Raw genomic sequence first — 16,657 nt, 5'->3', positions numbered from 1 at the left:
GAACAACGAAGGTCAGTCTTTTGAAGAGCTTGTCGGCATCGCCGGAATCAGGCCGGCAGGCGCTTCAAGCACCCTCTACGACGGAGAAACCCTCGAATGTCGGCGGGCCGAGATAGAGCGCACGATTGTCGCCGGCATTGCGATGGGCCGCACGAAAATTCTCGGATTTGGTCCAGGCGACGAAATCGTCACGGCTGTTCCAGATCGAGGAAGAGACGAACAGCGTGTAGCCTTCCTCCGGATGGGTTTCGCCGCGCAGCAGGCGAAACTCCTTGAAGCCCGGGTTCTCGGCAAGACTCGAGTCGCGGTTCTTCCAGATCACCTCGAAGGTCTCTTCATGGCCGAGGGCAATCCGGAACCGGTTCATGGCAAAATACATCGCTTCACATGTCCTTCGATACGCGCTCTGGCACGGCAACTTCGCTGCCCTGCGGAAAGAGAGAGATAACGGCGCGCTCCCCGGACGCAAGTCCCGATCGGCAGGAGCGTGCCCGCCGCGGCAGGAACGGCACGACGTTGGCGCCCGGCCCCGGCATCGCGCTCAAGGCGCGCAACGGCGCGAGACACGCGGCCGGGTGAAGCCCAAGGGGCAAAAAACGCGGAGCGTCCGGCATCGAGCAGCGCCTCAGTTCGCGCGCGACCGCGCAGCCTTCAGATCGTGCAGCGCACGCTCCAGGCTCGACTTGCTGCCGTTGCGCAGCGGCACGAAGGCCTTGCCGAATTTCTTGCAGCCGGTCTTCACCCGCAGGCAGGCATCGTGGCTGATGCAGTCGATCGGGCAGAACACGCAATCGACGGAGGGAAGCACGTTGTCGATCCGGGAGACGGCTTCGCGCAGGCCGCCATCGTGATGGATCAGTTCCGCGCCGAAATTGCTGGCGATCTGGCGAAGATGCGCCACCTGACAATCGCGTCCGCCGACATAGAGAAAGCTGCGGACGTCGAGGGCCTGGGCCTCCTGCACTGCGGGTGCTGCAGGCGTCGGGCTCGCGCTGCGCTTCTGTTTTGTCCGCTGCTGCTGACGCTTGTCGCCCATGGGGTTCTCCGGGTTCCATCTGCCGGCACGTTCTGCGCCGCCTCTTCCGCCGCGACCCTAGTAAACCTGACAAACTGAGTAAAGTTAAAACATGATAATTTTTATCATATTTTATTCCGGCGTCTCGTGCGGCATCGGCCGCTCAGGTCTTCACCGTGTAAAGGTGATGGGAATGGTGAAGAGCCATGACGATCGTCCGGAGTCTTCCGGGATTTTCGGGGACCGCATCCGACGGGCCGCATCCAGCGCCGCACTGTCGAGAACCGGCGAGCCGCTGCTTCGCGTGACCTTGGGTCCGCTGACGCTGCCATTGGCGGCGACCAGGAACTGGACCTGAACGACGCCCTTCACACCCTTGCTTTCGGCGCGGGAGGGATAGCGGACGGCACGCTGAAGGGCACTGCGAACCTTGCCCTCGAAATTCGAAAAGGACGCGTTGCCGGCCGAACGCGCGCGCGTTCCCTTGCCCGAGCTGCTCGCGGATGCAATCTCCGAGCCATCGGAACGGCCCTTGGTGTTCCGGGTCTCCGCCTGGCCTTGCTGGCCGGACTTGATCGGCTCCGGCTTCTTCTTCGGCTTCTCGACCTCGGCCTTCTTCGTCACGGGCTTGACGGGTGTGGCCTTGCGCAACGGCGGCGTGTCCGCCACGTCGGGCGGTGTCTCGGGCCGCGTCTCCGGAATAACCGTCGCGACCGGCGGCAGCGCGGCGACGACCTCGGGCGCATCGGTTGCCACCGGCGGCAAGGCATCCGCGGGAAGAATGACATCGGCGTCTGTCGGGACCGTGTCGGGCAAGACCTCGGATACCGTCTCCGCGGGCGTCGTCGCCGTCAGCGTTTCCGTCTCGACCTCCGTCGTCTCGGGCTTTGTCGTCGCGACCTCCTCGGGCGGCGTTTCCACGGGGGTGATCGTATCGCTGATCGCGCCGGACTCGACGGTCTCCTCGAACGCATTTCCGAGAAGCGCGATCTCCATCTCCTCGCCACCCTGCGTTGCCGCAAGCGGGGGCGGTGGCGCATCCGGCAGGAAGGCGATGGCTGCACCGGCATGGGCCGCCACAGAGAAGGAAAGGGCCATCGCCCATTTTACCGCTTTTTGCATCCTTCGTTCCGATCCTTGCTCAGCTGTATCCGCCGTTGCCTCAGCCCTTCAGGCCCACAGGCGATTTCGAGCCGGTTCGCAGGCCCTGCATGCAGGCACTCTTGTCGATACCTTCGCCGGTGCAGACCGGCGCATCGTTGATCAGCAGGCTGCCCAGCGCATCGCATTTCGTTCCCGCCAGATCGAACTGCCGCACCTTCGTCTTTCCGGCCGGGAGATCGCGGAAATCGAGAACCGCCATCCGTTCGACGCGTCCCTTCTGGTCGAACAGCACGAATTCGAACGACACCTTGGAGAGCGGCTGCGCCAGATCGTTACCGGTAACGAAGGTCAGCTTGCAGCCACGCTCGGAGGTCGCGACATCGTTCAGCTCGACCGAAAGTCCGGTGGCGGCAGCCGCAGCCGCAGCCTCGGGACCTTGCGCCGCCGCCGGCGAAAACGGCGCCGTCAGCGCGAGCGTGGACAGGACAACGAGGCGCGACAGGGGGCGGCGGATCATGGTGCAGAGCTCCGAAAAGATGGTCTGGCCTGCATGTCGTTCTCGACGGAACGTTGCCGGCATATTGCGTCCATATTAAAAGATGAGTTATAAAGTCAAGATAGAAGGCGCGCGAATGAACCCGCACAGCAGCGCCTTTCCCGTGAAAAAGCCCCTGAACCGGCCCCGAACCAGGCAGTGAACCATGACCGAACCGACAGCTCCCACGCCCGCAGACATCCGCGCCTACAGGGCGGAACACCCGAAGTTGCGCGAACGCGAGATCGCAGCGCAGCTCGGCATCTCCGAAGCGGCGCTCGTGGCGGCCGAATGCGGACTGACGGCGGTCCGGATCGATTCGGATGCCAACCGCCTGCTTGAATTTGCCCCGCAGCTCGGCGAGGTCATGGCGCTGACGCGCAACGAGAGCGCCGTACACGAGAAGATCGGCGTGTTCGAAGCACCGAAGACCGGCAAGGGCGCCTCCATCGTGCTCGGCGAGAACATCGACCTCCGGGTCTTCCCCGGCGCCTGGGCCCATGCCTTCGCCGTCACGAAAACGGATGGCGACGATGTCCGCCGCAGCCTGCAGTATTTCGACCGGCAGGGAACGGCGGTGCACAAGGTCCATCTGCGCCCAGCCTCCAATCTCGAGGCCTATCACCGCCTGGTGAAGGATTTCACGCTGGAGGATCAGTCGCAGACCTTCACCCCGGAAGCGCTGGCGCCCGTCACTGAAAAGGTCACCAAAACCGAGACCGAGGCGGTCGATCTCGACGGCCTGCGCGACGGCTGGAGCCGGATGACCGACACGCACCAGTTCCACGGCCTCCTGCGCAAGCTGAAGATCGAGCGGCGCGCGGCCCTGCACGCGATCGGCGACGATTATGCCTGGCAGCTCGATGCCGGTTCCATCGCGGCGATGCTGCGCGCCTCGGCAGCGGTCGCCCTGCCCCTGATGTGCTTCGTCGGCAATCAGGGCATCATCCAGATCCATTCCGGTCCGGTCGCGGCCATCAAGTCCATGGGCCCCTGGCTCAACGTCATGGATCCGACCTTCCACCTGCACCTGCGCACGGACCAGCTCGCCGAGATCTGGGCGGTGCGCAAGCCGACGGCCGATGGGCATGTGACTTCGCTCGAAGCGCTGGACGCGCGTGGCGAAATGGTCATCCAGTTCTTCGGCAAGCGCAAGGAAGGCGTCGCCGAACGCGAGGAATGGCGTGCCATCATGGAGGCCCTGCCGCGCCTCGATCTCACCGTCGCTGCCTGAGGAGCCGATCCATGACCCTGCGATCAGACCTGCGGCTTCGCGCCGCCCTTTCCCTGCTCGTTCTCGCAATCCCGCTCGCCATGAGCGCGCCTGCGGTCGCAAAGGACGCCAAATCCATCGACACCTCCCGCCTCGTCTCCGTCGGCGGCGACGTGACGGAGATCATCTATGCGCTGGGCGAAGAGAAACGGTTGGTCGGACGCGACTCCACCAGCATCTACCCGCAAGCGGCAACGAAGGTCCCGGATGTCGGCTACATGCGCCAGCTCTCCCCGGAAGGCATCATGGCCACCAATCCGACCGCCATCCTGACCGTCGAAGGCAGCGGCCCGCCCGAAACCCTCGCCATCCTCAAGAACGCCGCCATCCCGATGGAGACCGTGCCGGAACGCTACGACGGCGCCGGCATCGTCGAGAAGATCGTGCGCGTCGGCGCCGTCCTCGGGGTCGAGGACAAGGCGAAGACGCTCGCCGCAAAGGTCAAGGCGGATCTCGATGCGGCCGTGGCTGCAGCCGATGCCCGCCCGGAAACCGGGCGCAAGCGCGTGCTGTTCATCCTCAGCATGCAGGGCGGCAAGATCATGGCGGCGGGCAATGGCACGGCGGCCGATGCGATCGTGCAGCTCTCCGGCGCCATCAATGCAACGAAGAGTTTCCAGGGGTACAAGCCCGTGACCGACGAGGCCATCATCGAGGCCAAGCCGGATGTGGTGCTGATGATGACGCGGGGCGGATCGCACGGCGCCTCGGACGAGGAGCTTTTCAAGCAGCCGGCGCTTGCCCTGACGCCTGCGGCCGCGAAAAAGAGCGTCATCCGCATGGACGGCCTGCATCTCCTCGGCTTCGGTCCGCGCACGGCGAGCGCGGTGCGCGAACTGAACGCCGCCATCTACGGAAAAGCGAATGCATCCCAGTAACGCCGTCACGGGCGATATCATGGCCCCCGATCCGCAGCGCGTCTCTCCCTTTGCCGGCCTGCGGGCAGACTGGGCGGCGGGCGATCGCTCGCGCCTTGCGCGTCTGTTGATCCTGGTTCTCGTCATCGTCACCTCTTTCGCCTTCGGCGCGTCGGTCATGACCGGTGCCGCCGATGCCTCGGTCGGCAACCTCCTGCGCTGGCTCACCGGCACGGAAACCGCGGAGGCCGCGCTCAGCCTGCGCGATCGCATCATCATCCTCGACATCCGCCTGCCCCGCGCCGTGCTCGGCCTCCTGGTGGGGGCGGCGCTTGCCGTCTCCGGGGCGGTCATGCAGGGCCTGTTCCGCAACCCGCTGGCCGATCCCGGTCTCGTCGGCGTGTCCGCCGGAGCGGGTCTCGGCGCCGTGCTCACCATCGTGCTCGGCGCATCCGTCTTCGGCCCGCTCTTCGCGCTGGTCGGGATCTATGCCTTGCCGGTCGCAGCCTTCCTTGGCGCTCTGGTGACAACCTTCCTCCTCTACCGGATCGCCACCCGCGGCGGCCAGACATCGGTCGCCACCATGCTGCTGGCCGGCGTGGCGCTCGCGGCCCTTGCGGGCGCCGTGACGGGCGTGCTCATCTTCGTCGCCGACGACAAGCAATTGCGAGACCTCACCTTTTGGGGGCTCGGTTCGCTCGCCGGCGCCAGCTGGACGAAGATCGCGGGCGCCGCACCGATCATCCTTCTGTCGCTCGCCGTCGTTCCGTTTCTGGCGCGCGGGCTGAACGCGCTGACATTGGGCGAAGCCGCCGCCTTTCACATGGGCGTGCCGGTCCAGCGCCTGAAAACGGTCGCCGTCGTCACCGTCGCCGCGTCCACGGGTGCGGCCGTCGCGGTCAGCGGCGGCATCGGCTTCATCGGCATCGTCGTGCCGCATGTGCTGCGCCTGCTGATCGGCCCCGACAATCGTTACCTCCTGCCGGCCTCCGCCCTCCTCGGCGGCACCCTGCTGATCGTCGCCGACATGGTCGCCCGCACCATCGTGCCGCCGGCCGAACTGCCGATCGGCATCATCACCGCCTTTGCCGGCGCACCATTCTTTCTCTGGATCCTGCTGCGCGGTCGCACGCAGATGGGCTTGTGACACCGATGATCGAAGCGCTGGATGTCACCGTTCGCCTGGGCAGCAAGACCGTGCTCCACGATGTCAGCCTCACGGCCCGCGCGGGCGCGCTCACTGCCATCGTCGGCCCCAACGGCTCCGGCAAGACGACGACGATGAAGGCGCTCGCCGGCGAGATCGCCTGCGATGGCCGGGTGCTGATCGGCGGCGAGGACATCCGCAGCTTGAAACCCTGGCAGCTCGCCACCCGCCGCGCGGTTCTCCCGCAGGCCAGCGTCATCTCGTTTCCCTTCACCGTGCGTGAGATCGTGCGCATGGGCCTCACCGTCGGCGCCTCCACGACGCGCGTCGGCGGCACGCCGGCCGATCCGGGTCTTGCCGACCGCATCGCACGGGAGGCGCTGGACGCGGTCGATCTCGGCGGCTTTGCCGGTCGTTTCTACCAGGAGCTTTCCGGCGGCGAGCAGCAGCGGGTCCAGCTCGCCCGCGCGCTCAGCCAGATCTGGGAACCCGTGCGCGACGGGCGCCCGGCCTTTCTCCTCCTCGACGAGCCCGTCTCGAGCCTCGACATCCGCCACCAGCTGACCATCATGCGGCTTGCGGCCGATTATTGCCGGCGCGGCGGCGGTGTCGTCGCCATCATGCACGATCTCAACCTGACGGCCATGTTCGCCGATCAGGTGGTGATGATGAAAGAGGGCCGCGTCGTTGCCGCGGGCGCGCCGCAGGCGATCATGACAGATGGAATGATGGAGACCGTCTTCGGCTGCCCGATGCGGGTCAGCGTGCCGCCGCCGGCCGGGATCCCCTTCGTCCTGCCGCAAACGACCATGGCATAAAGCTCCCGCCATCGCCTGCCGGGTGCCCGCATATCACCCGCGCACGCCCGTGCCGGGAACAAATCGACGTGTTCGGCGTTTGCGCTGCACAAGGTCGGACACGTCCGGCCGCCTCTGTTAGCAAACGTCGTGAACCCGCGGCAACAAGGAGTACATCATGTCCCTCGGTCTGTTTTCCAGCTCGTCCAGCCGCAAGCGTCAGCACCTCCTGGGTGGCGCCATCGAAGACCAGCTGAGCGATCTGCGCAGCGATATCGCCTCGCTTGCAAATCTCGTGTCCAAGCGCGGCAACAAGGCCGGCAACATTCTCTCATCGCGCGCAAGCGACGTGCGCGGACAGGCCGAAACAGGCCTTGCCGACATGATGGACGGCGCCGAGCAGCTTCTGTCGGATCTGCGTCATCGGTATGCCTCGACGGAGCGTCAGGTTCGCCACACCGTTCGCGAACATCCCCTCGCGACCGTCGGCGCAATCGCCGCCCTCGGCATCGCTTTCATCGCGCTGTCGCGTCGCTAAGCCACCGTCGTCGGGTTTGAACGCCGTCCCTCACGAAGGGGCGGCTTTTTAGGATTTGAGGGAGAATATGCATGGGGTCTTTGGCGGCATTATTGTCAGGCGTCGTACTCAGTGACATTTCAACGGTCGTCGCGCGGACGAAACGAAACGCGATTTTCATGGCGATCGCCGGCGTCTTCGTGCTGACCGCCTACGTCTTTTTGCTCGTCGCAGGCACCATCGCGCTCTCCAATGTCTATGGCACTATACCGGCAACCCTCATCATGGGCGGCGTGTTCGTTGCCATCGCGGTTGTGCTCTTCATCATCATGTCGGCTATGGCATCGGCCGAAAAACGTCGTGCGGCCGAGCGCCGCCGCCAGTCTCAGCTAAAGACCAATGTCGCCGTGACCACGGCCCTCACCGTCTTCCGTCGCAAGCCCCTCGTGGCGGCGGGTGTCGCGATGGCCGTCGGCGCACTGCTCGGCGTGACGCGCGGCCGCAACGACGACTGAGCGCCCACCCGCTCCAGCCTGCTCTGCAGAAAGGCCCTCCGGGGCCTTTTTCGTTATGAGGAAACTAGAGCGGCAAGCGGACCAGCGCCGTCACCCCGGCTGCGAGATATTCGACCTTCACCGAGCTGCCCATCACCTTGTCGAGGCTGCGTTCGATCAAGATCGAACCGAAGCCGCGCCGGCCGGGCTCGTTCACCGGCGGACCGCCGACTTCGGTCCAGGTCAAATTGAGGACGCGCCCGATCTCTTCCAGATGCCCCCGCGCGGTGATCACGATCCGCCCGTTCGGCGCGGAGAGCGCGCCATATTTATAGGCATTGGTTGCCAGTTCATGGAGCACCAGACCGAGGCCCACGGCCTGATCGGGGCCGAGAAGGATCTCGTCCTTGTGGATCTCGATCTGGGTCTCGTAATCGCGCACATGCGGCGAAAGCTGCTTCTTGAGCAGCGCCGACAGTCGGATCTCGCCCCATTCATGATCCGAGAGAAGACCGTGCGCCTCCGAGATCGCCTGCAGCCGTCCGGCAAAGGCGGTCATGAACTCCTGCGGATCGCTCGTCTGGCGCAGCGTCTGCCGGGCCAGCGACTGCAGCATGGCCAGCGTGTTCTTCACCCGATGATTGAGCTCCCGCAGCAACAGGCGGGTCCGCTGCGTCGTGGACTGCTCGGCCGTCACGTCGATATTGACACCGAGAAAGCTCTTCGGCTTGCCGGAGGCGTCGCGCTCGTGCACCCGACCCCGGCCCAGCACCCAACGCCCCGTGGTCTCGACGCGGAACGTGCTCGCATATTCCGCGTCTTCCGTCATGGCGGCCCGCAGATTGTCCAGCATGCCGGCCCGGTCTTCGGGATGGATGAAGCCGATGATATCGCGCGCGCTCATCGTGGTCGCGGTCACACCGAACATGCGCGACATCGCCGCGTTGCAGGTCACCTGCCCGGTCTCGGCGTCCCACAGCCAGCTGCCCACATTGGCGGCCTCGAGCGCCTGCGCATGGCGCTTCTCGTCGCGCGAAAGCACCTCGGCCCGCGCGGCGCGCGCGCGCGCATCCTCCTTGAAGCTCATCAGCCGCGATGCGATCCGCGCCAGTCGCTGCAACTGCTGGGTCAGCACCTCGGGCACCTCAAGGCGCGGCGCACGATCGACGACGCAGACCATGCCGACCGCATGGCCCTCGACCAGCAGCGGCGCGCCCGCATAGAAACGAACACCGTCGGCCACGCAGGCCTGAGCGGCAAACCGCGGATCCTTCGCGGCATCGCGCACGACGAAAGGCGCCAGCGGATGGGTGGCGACCGCATGGGCGCCGAAACAGGTAAAGGCATCGACGTCGGACAGATCCGTGCCGACCCGCGCCACCACCCATTCGCGCCGATCGTCGATCAGGGTGAGCAGCGCGACCGGCGCATCGAAAATACCGGCGGCGACCTCGACGATCTCCTGGAATTCGGCAGACATGCCGGGACGGCCAGGCTGCAGCGACCGCAAGGCGGCAAGCCTTTGTTTGTCCATGATGACCGCGGGGACATCTGGCAGCAAATCCGGTCTGGTCTCAGTCATCAGCACTCGCCTGCGGCATCCCTCGGCCCGGCGCGGCGCCGGGGGGATGAATCGGTTCGACCGGAATCTGCATGATCCTGTGCATGACAGCAATGGTCAAAGGCACAAGCTCAGAGATCGGCGCATCTCGCAATGCGCCGACCGGAGGCACGCAACGCTCGAAGCCTCAGGAGACGAAGGCGCGCGACGTCAGGGGAGCCGAGGTTGCATCCGGGCCATATTCATTTTCGCCGGTCACCTGCAGGATGTCCGACAGGCGCTGGCGCGCGCGGTTGACGCGGCTCTTGATGGTGCCGAGCGCGCAACCGCAGATCTCTGCCGCCTCCTCATAGGAAAAGCCGGAGGCGCCGACCAGAATGATTGCTTCCCGCTGGTCGGGCGGCAGCATGTTCAGCGCCCGCTTGAAATCCTGAAGATCGAGCGACCCGTATTGCGAGGGATGCTGGGCGAGCGATTCCGTGAAGAAGCCGTCGCTGTCCTGCACCTCGCGTCCGCGTTTGCGCATCTGGCTGTAAAGCTCGTTGCGAAGGATCGTGAACAGCCACGCCTTCATATTGGTGCCCATTTCGAAGTGATCCTGCTTTGCCCAGGCCTTCATGATGGTATCCTGCACCAGATCGTCCGCACGGTCGTGCCGACCGATCAGCGACATGGCGAAAGCGCGCAGGCTTGGCAGGGCAGCCAGCATCTCGCGCTTGAAACTGGGTTCTTCAGCCGTCATCTTGGTGCTCATTTCGTAACGTCCGGAACGTGACGACGCTCGACGGCGTCCAGCTGTTCGAGAAGATCGAGGAAGCGATCGGGAACGGCTTCCTCCTGGACGGAGACGTAGAGAGCGCGCAGCTTCGTGGCGATCTGCGCATGTGGATGATCGGCCCGGACCGGCTCGCCGGCTCCAGAACTTGCCCCAGTTTTATCGGTCATGAAAACGAAATACCTCGCGTGGTGATCGCAGCCTAAATGCCTGGCGCAAAAATTTGTTCCCGCGACGGAACCTTTTTTTTGGATCAACGTTCCCATAACTGTCATGGCCATAACCTCGGCCGGATTGAGGGAGTTTTTGTATGTCATTGTCTACCCGGATCGCTCCGTTCCTGCCCTACCTGCGCCGGTATTCCCGCGCACTGACCGGGTCCCAGACATCGGGCGATGCCTATGTCGCCGCCGTTCTGGAGGCGTTGATCTCGGATATGTCGATCTTCCCCGAGGCGAGCAGCGACCGCGTCGCTCTGTTCCAGCTTTATACCAAGCTGTTCGGATCGTCCTCTGTTCTCATTCCCGAGCCGGTCTCTCCCTTTGCCTGGGAAAAGCGCGCCTCCATCAATCTGGCATCCGTGTCGCCTCTCGCCCGTCAGGCGTTCCTCCTCGTCTCCGTCGAAGGTTTTCGCACCAGCGAAGCGGCCGAAGTTCTGGGAACGTCGGAAAGCGGCATGGCGCAGTTGATCGAGCGGGCATCCGAGGAGATTTCCCGCCAGGTCGCGACCGACATCATGATCATCGAGGACGAGCCGCTGATCGCGATCGACATCGAGCAGATGGTCGAGAGCCTCGGCCACCGCGTGACCGGTATCGCCCGCACGCGCGACGAGGCGGTGGCACTCTTCAACGCCACGCAGCCGAGCATGGTGCTTGCGGATATCCAGCTTGCAGACGGCAGCTCGGGCATCGATGCCGTAAACGAGATCCTGCGCACCTCCGCCGTGCCGGTCATCTTCATCACCGCCTTCCCGGAACGCCTGCTGACCGGCGAGCGCCCGGAGCCGACCTTCCTGGTGACCAAGCCGTTCAACCCGGACATGGTCAAGGCCTTGATCAGCCAGGCGCTGTTCTTCAACGAGTCGACCAAGGCCGCGGCCTGAGCCAAGGCTATATTTTCCCTCGCATTCTCTCTTCGGGCCGCGCCTCTCCGGGCGCGGCCTCTCTCATCGGACAACGATCGCTCGGGCATCGTCGCAACATCATTGCAAATGATGGAACGGACCCGTGTTTGTCTCGTTAACGCGTCAGCCGCCCCGTATTGTCGTGAATGAAGAGGCATCCCGCGTGACCAGCGCAAGCAGTTCAACATCTCCAGCCGGCGCAAGCAGAGCCGTCGAGACTGGAGAGAGTATCGGACTGCTGGACCGCGTCGTGAAGAAAACCGGCGCCGGTTACATCTTCCAGTCCGAATCCCTCGACGTGCTGTTGTCCGGCAATCTGCCGGAGAGGCTCGATGGGCTTCTCGCTCGGAACGGCGATATCGACGTGCTCGGAGACGAGGACGGCAGGCGACTGCTCGCGTTGAAGAAGGCCGTCTTCGAGACGGACGAGGCCGACTGCATGGAGGTCGAGCTCCCTTCCTCCTCCGGCCTCATGACGTTCCGGATCGATCTCGAACGGATCACCGCGCTCGACACCGACGGCATTCTTGCCGTTATCACCGACATCTCCGAGACCCGGCATCGCGAGCGCGTCCTAAAAACGCTTCTGCGCGAATTGAGCCACCGCTCGAAAAACCTGCTTGCCATCATTCAGGGGATCGCGACGCAGACCGCGCGTCAGGCGCTGTCGCTCGATAGTTTCCTGGTCAAGTTCAGAGGCCGTATCCAGTCGCTCGCCTATTCCCAGGATCTGGTGACGGATTCCAGCTGGCGGGGTGCGTTCCTCTTTGCGCTCGCCGCAAAGCAATTCGCCGCCTACTGGTCGGAGCCGAGAATGCCGATCGTCGCGACCGGCATCGATGCACATCTCTCGCCGAATGCCGCACTCCATATCGGCCTCGCGCTTCACGAGCTGATCGTCAACTCGGCCTCTCACGGGGCGATTGCCGCTGGGGTGAACTCGCTGACGCTCGATTGCTTCGAGACCGTCTTCAACGACAAGCCGGCCCTCGAACTCGCCTGGATCGAACTTTTGCCGGAGCCGGACACGACGCGTGATCACGACGAGCCGAGCTTTGCCCGGACCGTACTGGAACGCGTCGTCCCCATCGCGATTGCGGGCAAGGCCGTCTACATCACGCGTGCGGACCGGATCGAATATCACCTGACGATCCCCGCCCACGAATACGAGATCCTCGATCCCGTCGAGGGCTGAGGACTGTCTCGTCGGGAAGAACGGGTTCCGCTTTTCTGGCAACGACAAAAGGCGGGACACCGCTCCTTCACGCATGCCGGTACGGTCGGATCGTTCAGAGCCGATGTCGCTGGTTCTTTGTGCTGAAAAAGAAACAGCCAGTGCCGGGGGGAGGCACTGGCTGTATTCGACAACTCACCGAGGGGGCATGTGAGTTGGAAGCCGGATATTATTGGGTGGTTCTCATTGGGGGCGATGAGAACCATGGTCCGGACATCCAATAAATGCGCGGCCCGAAATTTGGTTCCCGCCCCTCGCATCTTTTTTCGAAGTTTTTTTGCGCTGCCGAAACAGCCGATGGTTTGCAGGCTTTCAGTCCGCCTCGAGCTCCGCGCGGTGGCGGTAGAGGCGGAGGAATTTGGCATAGTCGCGGTCGTAGACGGCCGTCATGTCCGGGTCCGGTCGACGTTCGAAGCCGCCGGGGCTCATGCCCGCTCCTGCAGCGGCAAGATCGCCATGAAGGCCGCCGGCGACGGAGGCGATCATCGCCGTTCCGAGAAGCACGGCATCCGTCGTTTCGGGAACGACGACACGGCATCCGGTGGCGTCGCTGTAGAGGTCCATCAACAGCGGATTGCGCACATGGCCGCCCGTCACATGCAGCGTATCGACGTGATAGCCCGCATCCTTCATCATCGCGAGAATGTGGCGCACGCCGAGCGCAATGGCGACGCAGGTCCGCCAGTAGAGACGGCAGAGCGCATCGAACGAGCTGTCGAGCGTCAGGCCCGAGATGACGCCGCGCGCATGCGGATCGGCAAAGGGCGAACGATTGCCATGAAAGTCCGGCAGGACATGCAGCCGCGCGGCAAAATCCGTGCCATAGGCCGCGCGCAATTCCTGGATGCGCAGCACGATCCGCGCATGGATTTCCGCATCCGGCTCCCCGCCGGCACTGTGGCTGCGCACCACATGGTCGAGAAGGGCGCCGGTCGCCGACTGCCCGCCCTCGATCAGCCACTGGCCTTTAAAGCCCGCTTCATAATACGGTCCCCACATGCCGAAGCCGGGGCGCATCTCGCGGGAGAACGCCACGATGCAGCTCGAGGTCCCCGCGATCAGCGCCAGCTGCCGTTCCAGAACGTCCGGCTGCCCGGCGAACCGGCCGAGAACGCCGATGGCGCCGGCATAGGCGTCGATGACGCCGGTCGCCACCCGGCAGGCCTCGTGAAGCCCGAGATCGGCGGCCGCCTCCGCCGTAAGAAGGCCGATCGCCGAGCCGACGGCGGCCGGCTCCGCATCGAGCCGACCGCGCTCCGGAAGATCGCCGAGCCCGATCGCGTCGAGAAAATCCGGTTGCCAACCGCCGGCATGGCTCAGATAGTTCCATTTAGCGGTCAGCGTGCAGCGCGACCGCAACGTGCTCCCCGTCGCCCGCCACGACATGAAATCTGCAAGGTCGAAAAGGTAGCCGACCCGGTCCCACTGCTCCGGCAGGGTCTGCTTCAGCCAGAGAAGTTTCGGCATCTGCATTTCCGGCGACATGACGCTGCCGGAATGCCGAAGCACGGCATGCTTGGTCGCGGTGCAGGCATCCGCCTGCGCCATGGCCCGATGGTCGAGCCAGACGATCGTGTCCCAGCGCGGATCGCCCTTGCGATTGACGGAGAGCGGCGCGCCGTCATGGTCCCGCACGACGAGCGAACAGGTCGCATCAAACCCGATGGCGGCGATCGCCTCGGCCGGAACCCCGGCCTTGGCACGCGCCGTCTTCACCGCGATGCAGACGGCCGACCAGATGTTTTCGGAATCATGCTCGGCGTGGTTTTCCTCCGGCCGGTTCATCAGGATCGGGTAGTCCGCCCGGGCGAGAAGCGTGCCCATGGCATCGAAGATCCCGGCGCGCGCGCTGCCCGTTCCGATATCGACCGCAACGATCAGATCGCCCATGCCGCATCCGTCATATCCGGCATCTCACGCCAGGCAGCAGGCAATGGATCGCTTGCCGACGCGCGCCATGGGCGCCGCGGTGTTGCAGGCTCCGACCGTGAAGCGATGCGATGCGTCAGCCTGGGTGTCCATCCCGTTTTTGTTCTTTCGCCACAAGATGGATGAGTTCGCGCATATCGTCAAACACGGCGTCTGGCGCCAGGTCCCGGATGGCGCCGAGATGCCGCTCGGTGCGGGCGTGCGACGCGCCGGTGAACGCGAAGACGCGCATGCCGGCCGCCTTCGCCGCGACGATGCCCGCCGGGCTGTCCTCGATGACGATGCAGTTTTCCGGCGCCACATGCATCGCGTCCGCCGCATGCAGAAAGAGATCGGGGGCCGGCTTTCCGTTCGTCACCATGGTCGCGCTGAAGAGATGCGGCTCCAGCCGGTCGATCAGCCCGGTAATGGTCAGCGACAGGCGAATGCGCTCCATCTGGCTCGACGACGCGACGCAGCGCCGCACATCCAATGCGTCGAGAACGCCGGAGATGCCCGCAATCGGCTGCAGCTCGGCTTCGAACCGCTGGTAAAGATCGTGGCGCATCTCTTCCAGAAACGCCTCGTCCACCTGCAGCCCGAAATCGTCATGCAGGATCTTCGTCATCGTCATCAGGCTTTTGCCGAGAAACCGCTCGGTCGCCTCGTCGGCATTTATCTCGACGCCGGCCGTGCGCAGCACCCGCACCAGCACATCGATCGACAAGGGCTCGCTGTCGACCAGCACGCCGTCGCAATCGAAGATGACAAGTTCGGGTGCGGCCATGATGATCTTACTCCGTCAGTTTTCCGTCGAGATACAGCTGCAGCGTCTGGCGCGTGCCCTGCTCCCATAGCGTCTTTAAGGCATGAGTAAAACGCCTGGCGAAGATTTCGGACTGCGCGACCTCGCCGAAGATGTCGGAAAGCGCCAGGAACGCCATCGGATCGTCCTTCGCCTTGAGAGCCGCCTCGTGCAGGCGGTCGGCGCTCGCATCGTTGAAGGCGATCGTTGCGCCGCTGTCGGTCGTGCCGGCGAAATAGCGGCACCAGAGGGCCGAGACCAGCGCCAGCCCGACGACGTCGAGGCCCTGGCGCAGGCGGTCGCCGGTCGAGGGCAGGATGAACTTCGGCTGCCGGTTCGATCCGTCCTGTGCCAGGCGGGGAATCGTGTCGCCGATCTTCGGGTTGAACAGGCGCGTCTCGACCTGCTTGTAATAGGCCTTGAGATCCGTATCCGGCACAGGGGGCACGATCGGGATGATCTCGTTATGCTCGAGCTTTTCGAGGAAGGCCTGAATGATCGGCTCCCCCATGGCGTCGTGCACGAAATGAATGTCGAGCAGCGCCGCGGGATAGGCGATGGCCGCATGGCCGCCGTTGAGAATACGGATCTTCATCAGCTCATAGGGTGCGACGTCGGGCACGAACTGGACGCCGACCGTTTCGAGCGCCGGCCGGCCGGCGGGGAAATGATCCTCCAGCACCCATTGCTTGAACTCTTCGCAAAACACCGGCCAGGCATCGTCGATGCCGTACTGGTCGGCGGCGATACCGATCTCGCGCGGGCCGGTCGCAGGCGTGATCCGGTCGACCATGCCGTTCGGAAAGGCGACGTTGGCGTCGATCCAGTCGGCCAGCGCCGCGTCCGACAGGCGAGCGAGACCGGAGACGGCCGCATGCGTGACCTCGCCATTGCCGGGAATATTGTCACAGGACATGACCGTGAAGGGCACGAGACCCTTCTCCCGCCGCGCCTTGAGGCCGGCGATGATCAGGCCGAACACCGTCTTCGGCGCATCCGGGTTCTCGACATCGGCGACGATCGCCGGGTGCTTCGGGTTGAAATGGCCGGAGGCCGGATCGATGAAATAGCCGCCTTCGGTGATCGTCAGCGACACGATGCGGATCGCCGGATCGGCAAGACGGGCAATGGTCGCGGTCGGGTTTCCGGGCGCGAGATAGTCGATCATCGGGCCGGTCACGCGGGCGGCGGACCGGTTGTTGTCCTGCTCGACCACCGTGGTCAGATAATCCTGCCCGGCCAGCTTTTCGCGCATGGCCGCATCCGAGGGCAGCACGCCCGCCCCGACGATCGCCCAGTCATGGTCGCGGCCCGTGTTGAACAGGTCGTCCAGATAGACGGCCTGGTGGGCGCGATGAAAATTGCCGACGCCGAAATGGACGATCCCGGCGCTGAGCGCCGAGCGCTCGAAGGCCGGAACGGTCGCCGTCGCCTTGATGGCATCCAGGTTTGCAAGCGAGAGCTTGGTGGTCATGATAGTACCCTTTCGGAACGCGGCTTGGAGATCGA

The 16,657-nt window shown here is 64.5% G+C and carries 18 protein-coding genes; 8 read left to right on the top strand and 10 right to left on the bottom strand.

All coding sequences use genetic code 11. The features are described 5' to 3' along the window. Nucleotides 1–64: 64 nt before the first annotated feature. The 4 genes from C8J36_RS01215 to C8J36_RS01200 all read right to left on the bottom strand — a co-directional run bounded on the left by C8J36_RS01215 (nucleotide 65) and on the right by C8J36_RS01200 (nucleotide 2,636). The gene (locus tag C8J36_RS01215; protein WP_132531734.1) at nucleotides 65–379 is read right to left on the bottom strand and encodes an antibiotic biosynthesis monooxygenase; all 315 of its coding nucleotides are present in this window, start codon (nucleotides 377–379) and stop codon (nucleotides 65–67) included. Nucleotides 380–625: 246 nt separating this feature from the next. After that, nucleotides 626–1,036: a DUF2325 domain-containing protein gene (locus C8J36_RS01210; protein WP_132531731.1), complete on the bottom strand. Its 411-nt coding sequence runs from the start codon at nucleotides 1,034–1,036 to the stop codon at nucleotides 626–628. Nucleotides 1,037–1,186: 150 nt separating this feature from the next. Beyond that, nucleotides 1,187–2,137 carry an energy transducer TonB gene (locus C8J36_RS01205; protein ID WP_132531728.1) on the bottom strand — a complete coding sequence of 317 codons (951 nt, stop codon included), beginning with the start codon at nucleotides 2,135–2,137 and terminating at the stop codon, nucleotides 1,187–1,189. A 40-nt stretch (nucleotides 2,138–2,177) separates the two neighbouring features. Then, the gene (locus C8J36_RS01200) at nucleotides 2,178–2,636 is read right to left on the bottom strand and encodes a hypothetical protein (protein WP_245506418.1); all 459 of its coding nucleotides are present in this window, start codon (nucleotides 2,634–2,636) and stop codon (nucleotides 2,178–2,180) included. Nucleotides 2,637–2,820: 184 nt separating this feature from the next. Here C8J36_RS01200 and C8J36_RS01195 point away from each other — a divergent pair, with 184 nt between their 5' ends. From C8J36_RS01195 to C8J36_RS01170, 6 genes are all read left to right on the top strand, one after another. After that, nucleotides 2,821–3,888, top strand: a complete 1,068-nt coding sequence (locus C8J36_RS01195) for a ChuX/HutX family heme-like substrate-binding protein (RefSeq protein ID WP_132531725.1) — start codon at nucleotides 2,821–2,823, stop codon at nucleotides 3,886–3,888. An 11-nt stretch (nucleotides 3,889–3,899) separates the two neighbouring features. Next, nucleotides 3,900–4,805 carry an ABC transporter substrate-binding protein gene (locus C8J36_RS01190; protein WP_132531722.1) on the top strand — a complete coding sequence of 302 codons (906 nt, stop codon included), beginning with the start codon at nucleotides 3,900–3,902 and terminating at the stop codon, nucleotides 4,803–4,805. Between the two features lie 19 nt (nucleotides 4,806–4,824). Continuing rightward, complete coding sequence (locus C8J36_RS01185) at nucleotides 4,825–5,931, top strand: iron ABC transporter permease (RefSeq protein ID WP_132532955.1); 1,107 nt, start codon at nucleotides 4,825–4,827, stop codon at nucleotides 5,929–5,931. A gap of 5 nt (nucleotides 5,932–5,936) precedes the next feature. Beyond that, nucleotides 5,937–6,749 carry a heme ABC transporter ATP-binding protein gene (locus tag C8J36_RS01180; protein WP_132532953.1) on the top strand — a complete coding sequence of 271 codons (813 nt, stop codon included), beginning with the start codon at nucleotides 5,937–5,939 and terminating at the stop codon, nucleotides 6,747–6,749. A gap of 157 nt (nucleotides 6,750–6,906) precedes the next feature. Further along, nucleotides 6,907–7,266, top strand: a complete 360-nt coding sequence (locus tag C8J36_RS01175) for a hypothetical protein (protein WP_132531719.1) — start codon at nucleotides 6,907–6,909, stop codon at nucleotides 7,264–7,266. Between the two features lie 71 nt (nucleotides 7,267–7,337). Next, complete coding sequence (locus C8J36_RS01170) at nucleotides 7,338–7,760, top strand: phage holin family protein (protein WP_132531716.1); 423 nt, start codon at nucleotides 7,338–7,340, stop codon at nucleotides 7,758–7,760. 64 nt (nucleotides 7,761–7,824) lie between these two features. Here the strand turns inward: C8J36_RS01170 and C8J36_RS01165 are convergent, their stop codons facing one another. The 3 genes from C8J36_RS01165 to C8J36_RS01155 form a co-directional block, all read right to left on the bottom strand. Beyond that, nucleotides 7,825–9,321, bottom strand: a complete 1,497-nt coding sequence (locus tag C8J36_RS01165) for an HWE histidine kinase domain-containing protein (RefSeq protein WP_132531713.1) — start codon at nucleotides 9,319–9,321, stop codon at nucleotides 7,825–7,827. A gap of 166 nt (nucleotides 9,322–9,487) precedes the next feature. Next, a complete protein-coding gene (locus C8J36_RS01160) occupies nucleotides 9,488–10,042 on the bottom strand; it encodes an RNA polymerase sigma factor (protein WP_062477108.1) in 555 nt (184 codons plus the stop codon). Nucleotides 10,043–10,050: 8 nt separating this feature from the next. Then, nucleotides 10,051–10,245, bottom strand: coding sequence for a NepR family anti-sigma factor (locus C8J36_RS01155; RefSeq protein WP_082476817.1), 195 nt, complete (start codon nucleotides 10,243–10,245; stop codon nucleotides 10,051–10,053). A 140-nt stretch (nucleotides 10,246–10,385) separates the two neighbouring features. On the opposite strand from C8J36_RS01155, the gene C8J36_RS01150 reads away from it, so the two are divergent. Beyond that, complete coding sequence (locus C8J36_RS01150; protein WP_062476437.1) at nucleotides 10,386–11,180, top strand: response regulator; 795 nt, start codon at nucleotides 10,386–10,388, stop codon at nucleotides 11,178–11,180. Between the two features lie 271 nt (nucleotides 11,181–11,451). Beyond that, entirely contained in the window at nucleotides 11,452–12,396 is a 945-nt protein-coding gene (locus C8J36_RS01145) for a sensor histidine kinase (protein WP_245506417.1), read from the top strand. A gap of 351 nt (nucleotides 12,397–12,747) precedes the next feature. Here C8J36_RS01145 and C8J36_RS01140 read toward each other — a convergent pair whose 3' ends face one another. The 3 genes from C8J36_RS01140 to C8J36_RS01130 form a co-directional block, all read right to left on the bottom strand. Next, complete coding sequence (locus C8J36_RS01140) at nucleotides 12,748–14,325, bottom strand: FGGY-family carbohydrate kinase (RefSeq protein WP_132531710.1); 1,578 nt, start codon at nucleotides 14,323–14,325, stop codon at nucleotides 12,748–12,750. Between the two features lie 115 nt (nucleotides 14,326–14,440). Beyond that, nucleotides 14,441–15,130: an HAD family hydrolase gene (locus C8J36_RS01135; protein ID WP_132531707.1), complete on the bottom strand. Its 690-nt coding sequence runs from the start codon at nucleotides 15,128–15,130 to the stop codon at nucleotides 14,441–14,443. A 7-nt stretch (nucleotides 15,131–15,137) separates the two neighbouring features. Next, the gene (locus C8J36_RS01130; RefSeq protein ID WP_132531704.1) at nucleotides 15,138–16,622 is read right to left on the bottom strand and encodes a mannitol dehydrogenase family protein; all 1,485 of its coding nucleotides are present in this window, start codon (nucleotides 16,620–16,622) and stop codon (nucleotides 15,138–15,140) included. Between the last annotated feature and the right edge of the window lie 35 nt (nucleotides 16,623–16,657).

It is taken from the genome of Rhizobium sp. PP-F2F-G48, from assembly GCF_004342335.1.
Lineage (GTDB): Bacteria > Pseudomonadota > Alphaproteobacteria > Rhizobiales > Rhizobiaceae > Ferranicluibacter.
Note: the sequence above shows the minus strand (reverse complement) of the source record. Positions and strands in the feature narration are given on the sequence as shown.

What these genes read in the sequence shown, in the direction of transcription:
- C8J36_RS01215 (WP_132531734.1), bottom strand. Translation starts at nt 379, where the DNA reads ATGTATTTTGCCATGAACCGGTTCCGGATTGCCCTCGGCCATGAAGAG.
- C8J36_RS01210 (WP_132531731.1), bottom strand. Translation starts at nt 1,036, where the DNA reads ATGGGCGACAAGCGTCAGCAGCAGCGGACAAAACAGAAGCGCAGCGCG.
- C8J36_RS01205 (WP_132531728.1), bottom strand. Translation starts at nt 2,137, where the DNA reads ATGCAAAAAGCGGTAAAATGGGCGATGGCCCTTTCCTTCTCTGTGGCG.
- C8J36_RS01200 (WP_245506418.1), bottom strand. Translation starts at nt 2,636, where the DNA reads ATGATCCGCCGCCCCCTGTCGCGCCTCGTTGTCCTGTCCACGCTCGCG.
- C8J36_RS01195 (WP_132531725.1), top strand. Translation starts at nt 2,821, where the DNA reads ATGACCGAACCGACAGCTCCCACGCCCGCAGACATCCGCGCCTACAGG.
- C8J36_RS01190 (WP_132531722.1), top strand. Translation starts at nt 3,900, where the DNA reads ATGACCCTGCGATCAGACCTGCGGCTTCGCGCCGCCCTTTCCCTGCTC.
- C8J36_RS01185 (WP_132532955.1), top strand. Translation starts at nt 4,825, where the DNA reads ATGGCCCCCGATCCGCAGCGCGTCTCTCCCTTTGCCGGCCTGCGGGCA.
- C8J36_RS01180 (WP_132532953.1), top strand. Translation starts at nt 5,937, where the DNA reads ATGATCGAAGCGCTGGATGTCACCGTTCGCCTGGGCAGCAAGACCGTG.
- C8J36_RS01175 (WP_132531719.1), top strand. Translation starts at nt 6,907, where the DNA reads ATGTCCCTCGGTCTGTTTTCCAGCTCGTCCAGCCGCAAGCGTCAGCAC.
- C8J36_RS01170 (WP_132531716.1), top strand. Translation starts at nt 7,338, where the DNA reads ATGGGGTCTTTGGCGGCATTATTGTCAGGCGTCGTACTCAGTGACATT.
- C8J36_RS01165 (WP_132531713.1), bottom strand. Translation starts at nt 9,321, where the DNA reads ATGACTGAGACCAGACCGGATTTGCTGCCAGATGTCCCCGCGGTCATC.
- C8J36_RS01160 (WP_062477108.1), bottom strand. Translation starts at nt 10,042, where the DNA reads ATGACGGCTGAAGAACCCAGTTTCAAGCGCGAGATGCTGGCTGCCCTG.
- C8J36_RS01155 (WP_082476817.1), bottom strand. Translation starts at nt 10,245, where the DNA reads ATGACCGATAAAACTGGGGCAAGTTCTGGAGCCGGCGAGCCGGTCCGG.
- C8J36_RS01150 (WP_062476437.1), top strand. Translation starts at nt 10,386, where the DNA reads ATGTCATTGTCTACCCGGATCGCTCCGTTCCTGCCCTACCTGCGCCGG.
- C8J36_RS01140 (WP_132531710.1), bottom strand. Translation starts at nt 14,325, where the DNA reads ATGGGCGATCTGATCGTTGCGGTCGATATCGGAACGGGCAGCGCGCGC.
- C8J36_RS01135 (WP_132531707.1), bottom strand. Translation starts at nt 15,130, where the DNA reads ATGGCCGCACCCGAACTTGTCATCTTCGATTGCGACGGCGTGCTGGTC.
- C8J36_RS01130 (WP_132531704.1), bottom strand. Translation starts at nt 16,622, where the DNA reads ATGACCACCAAGCTCTCGCTTGCAAACCTGGATGCCATCAAGGCGACG.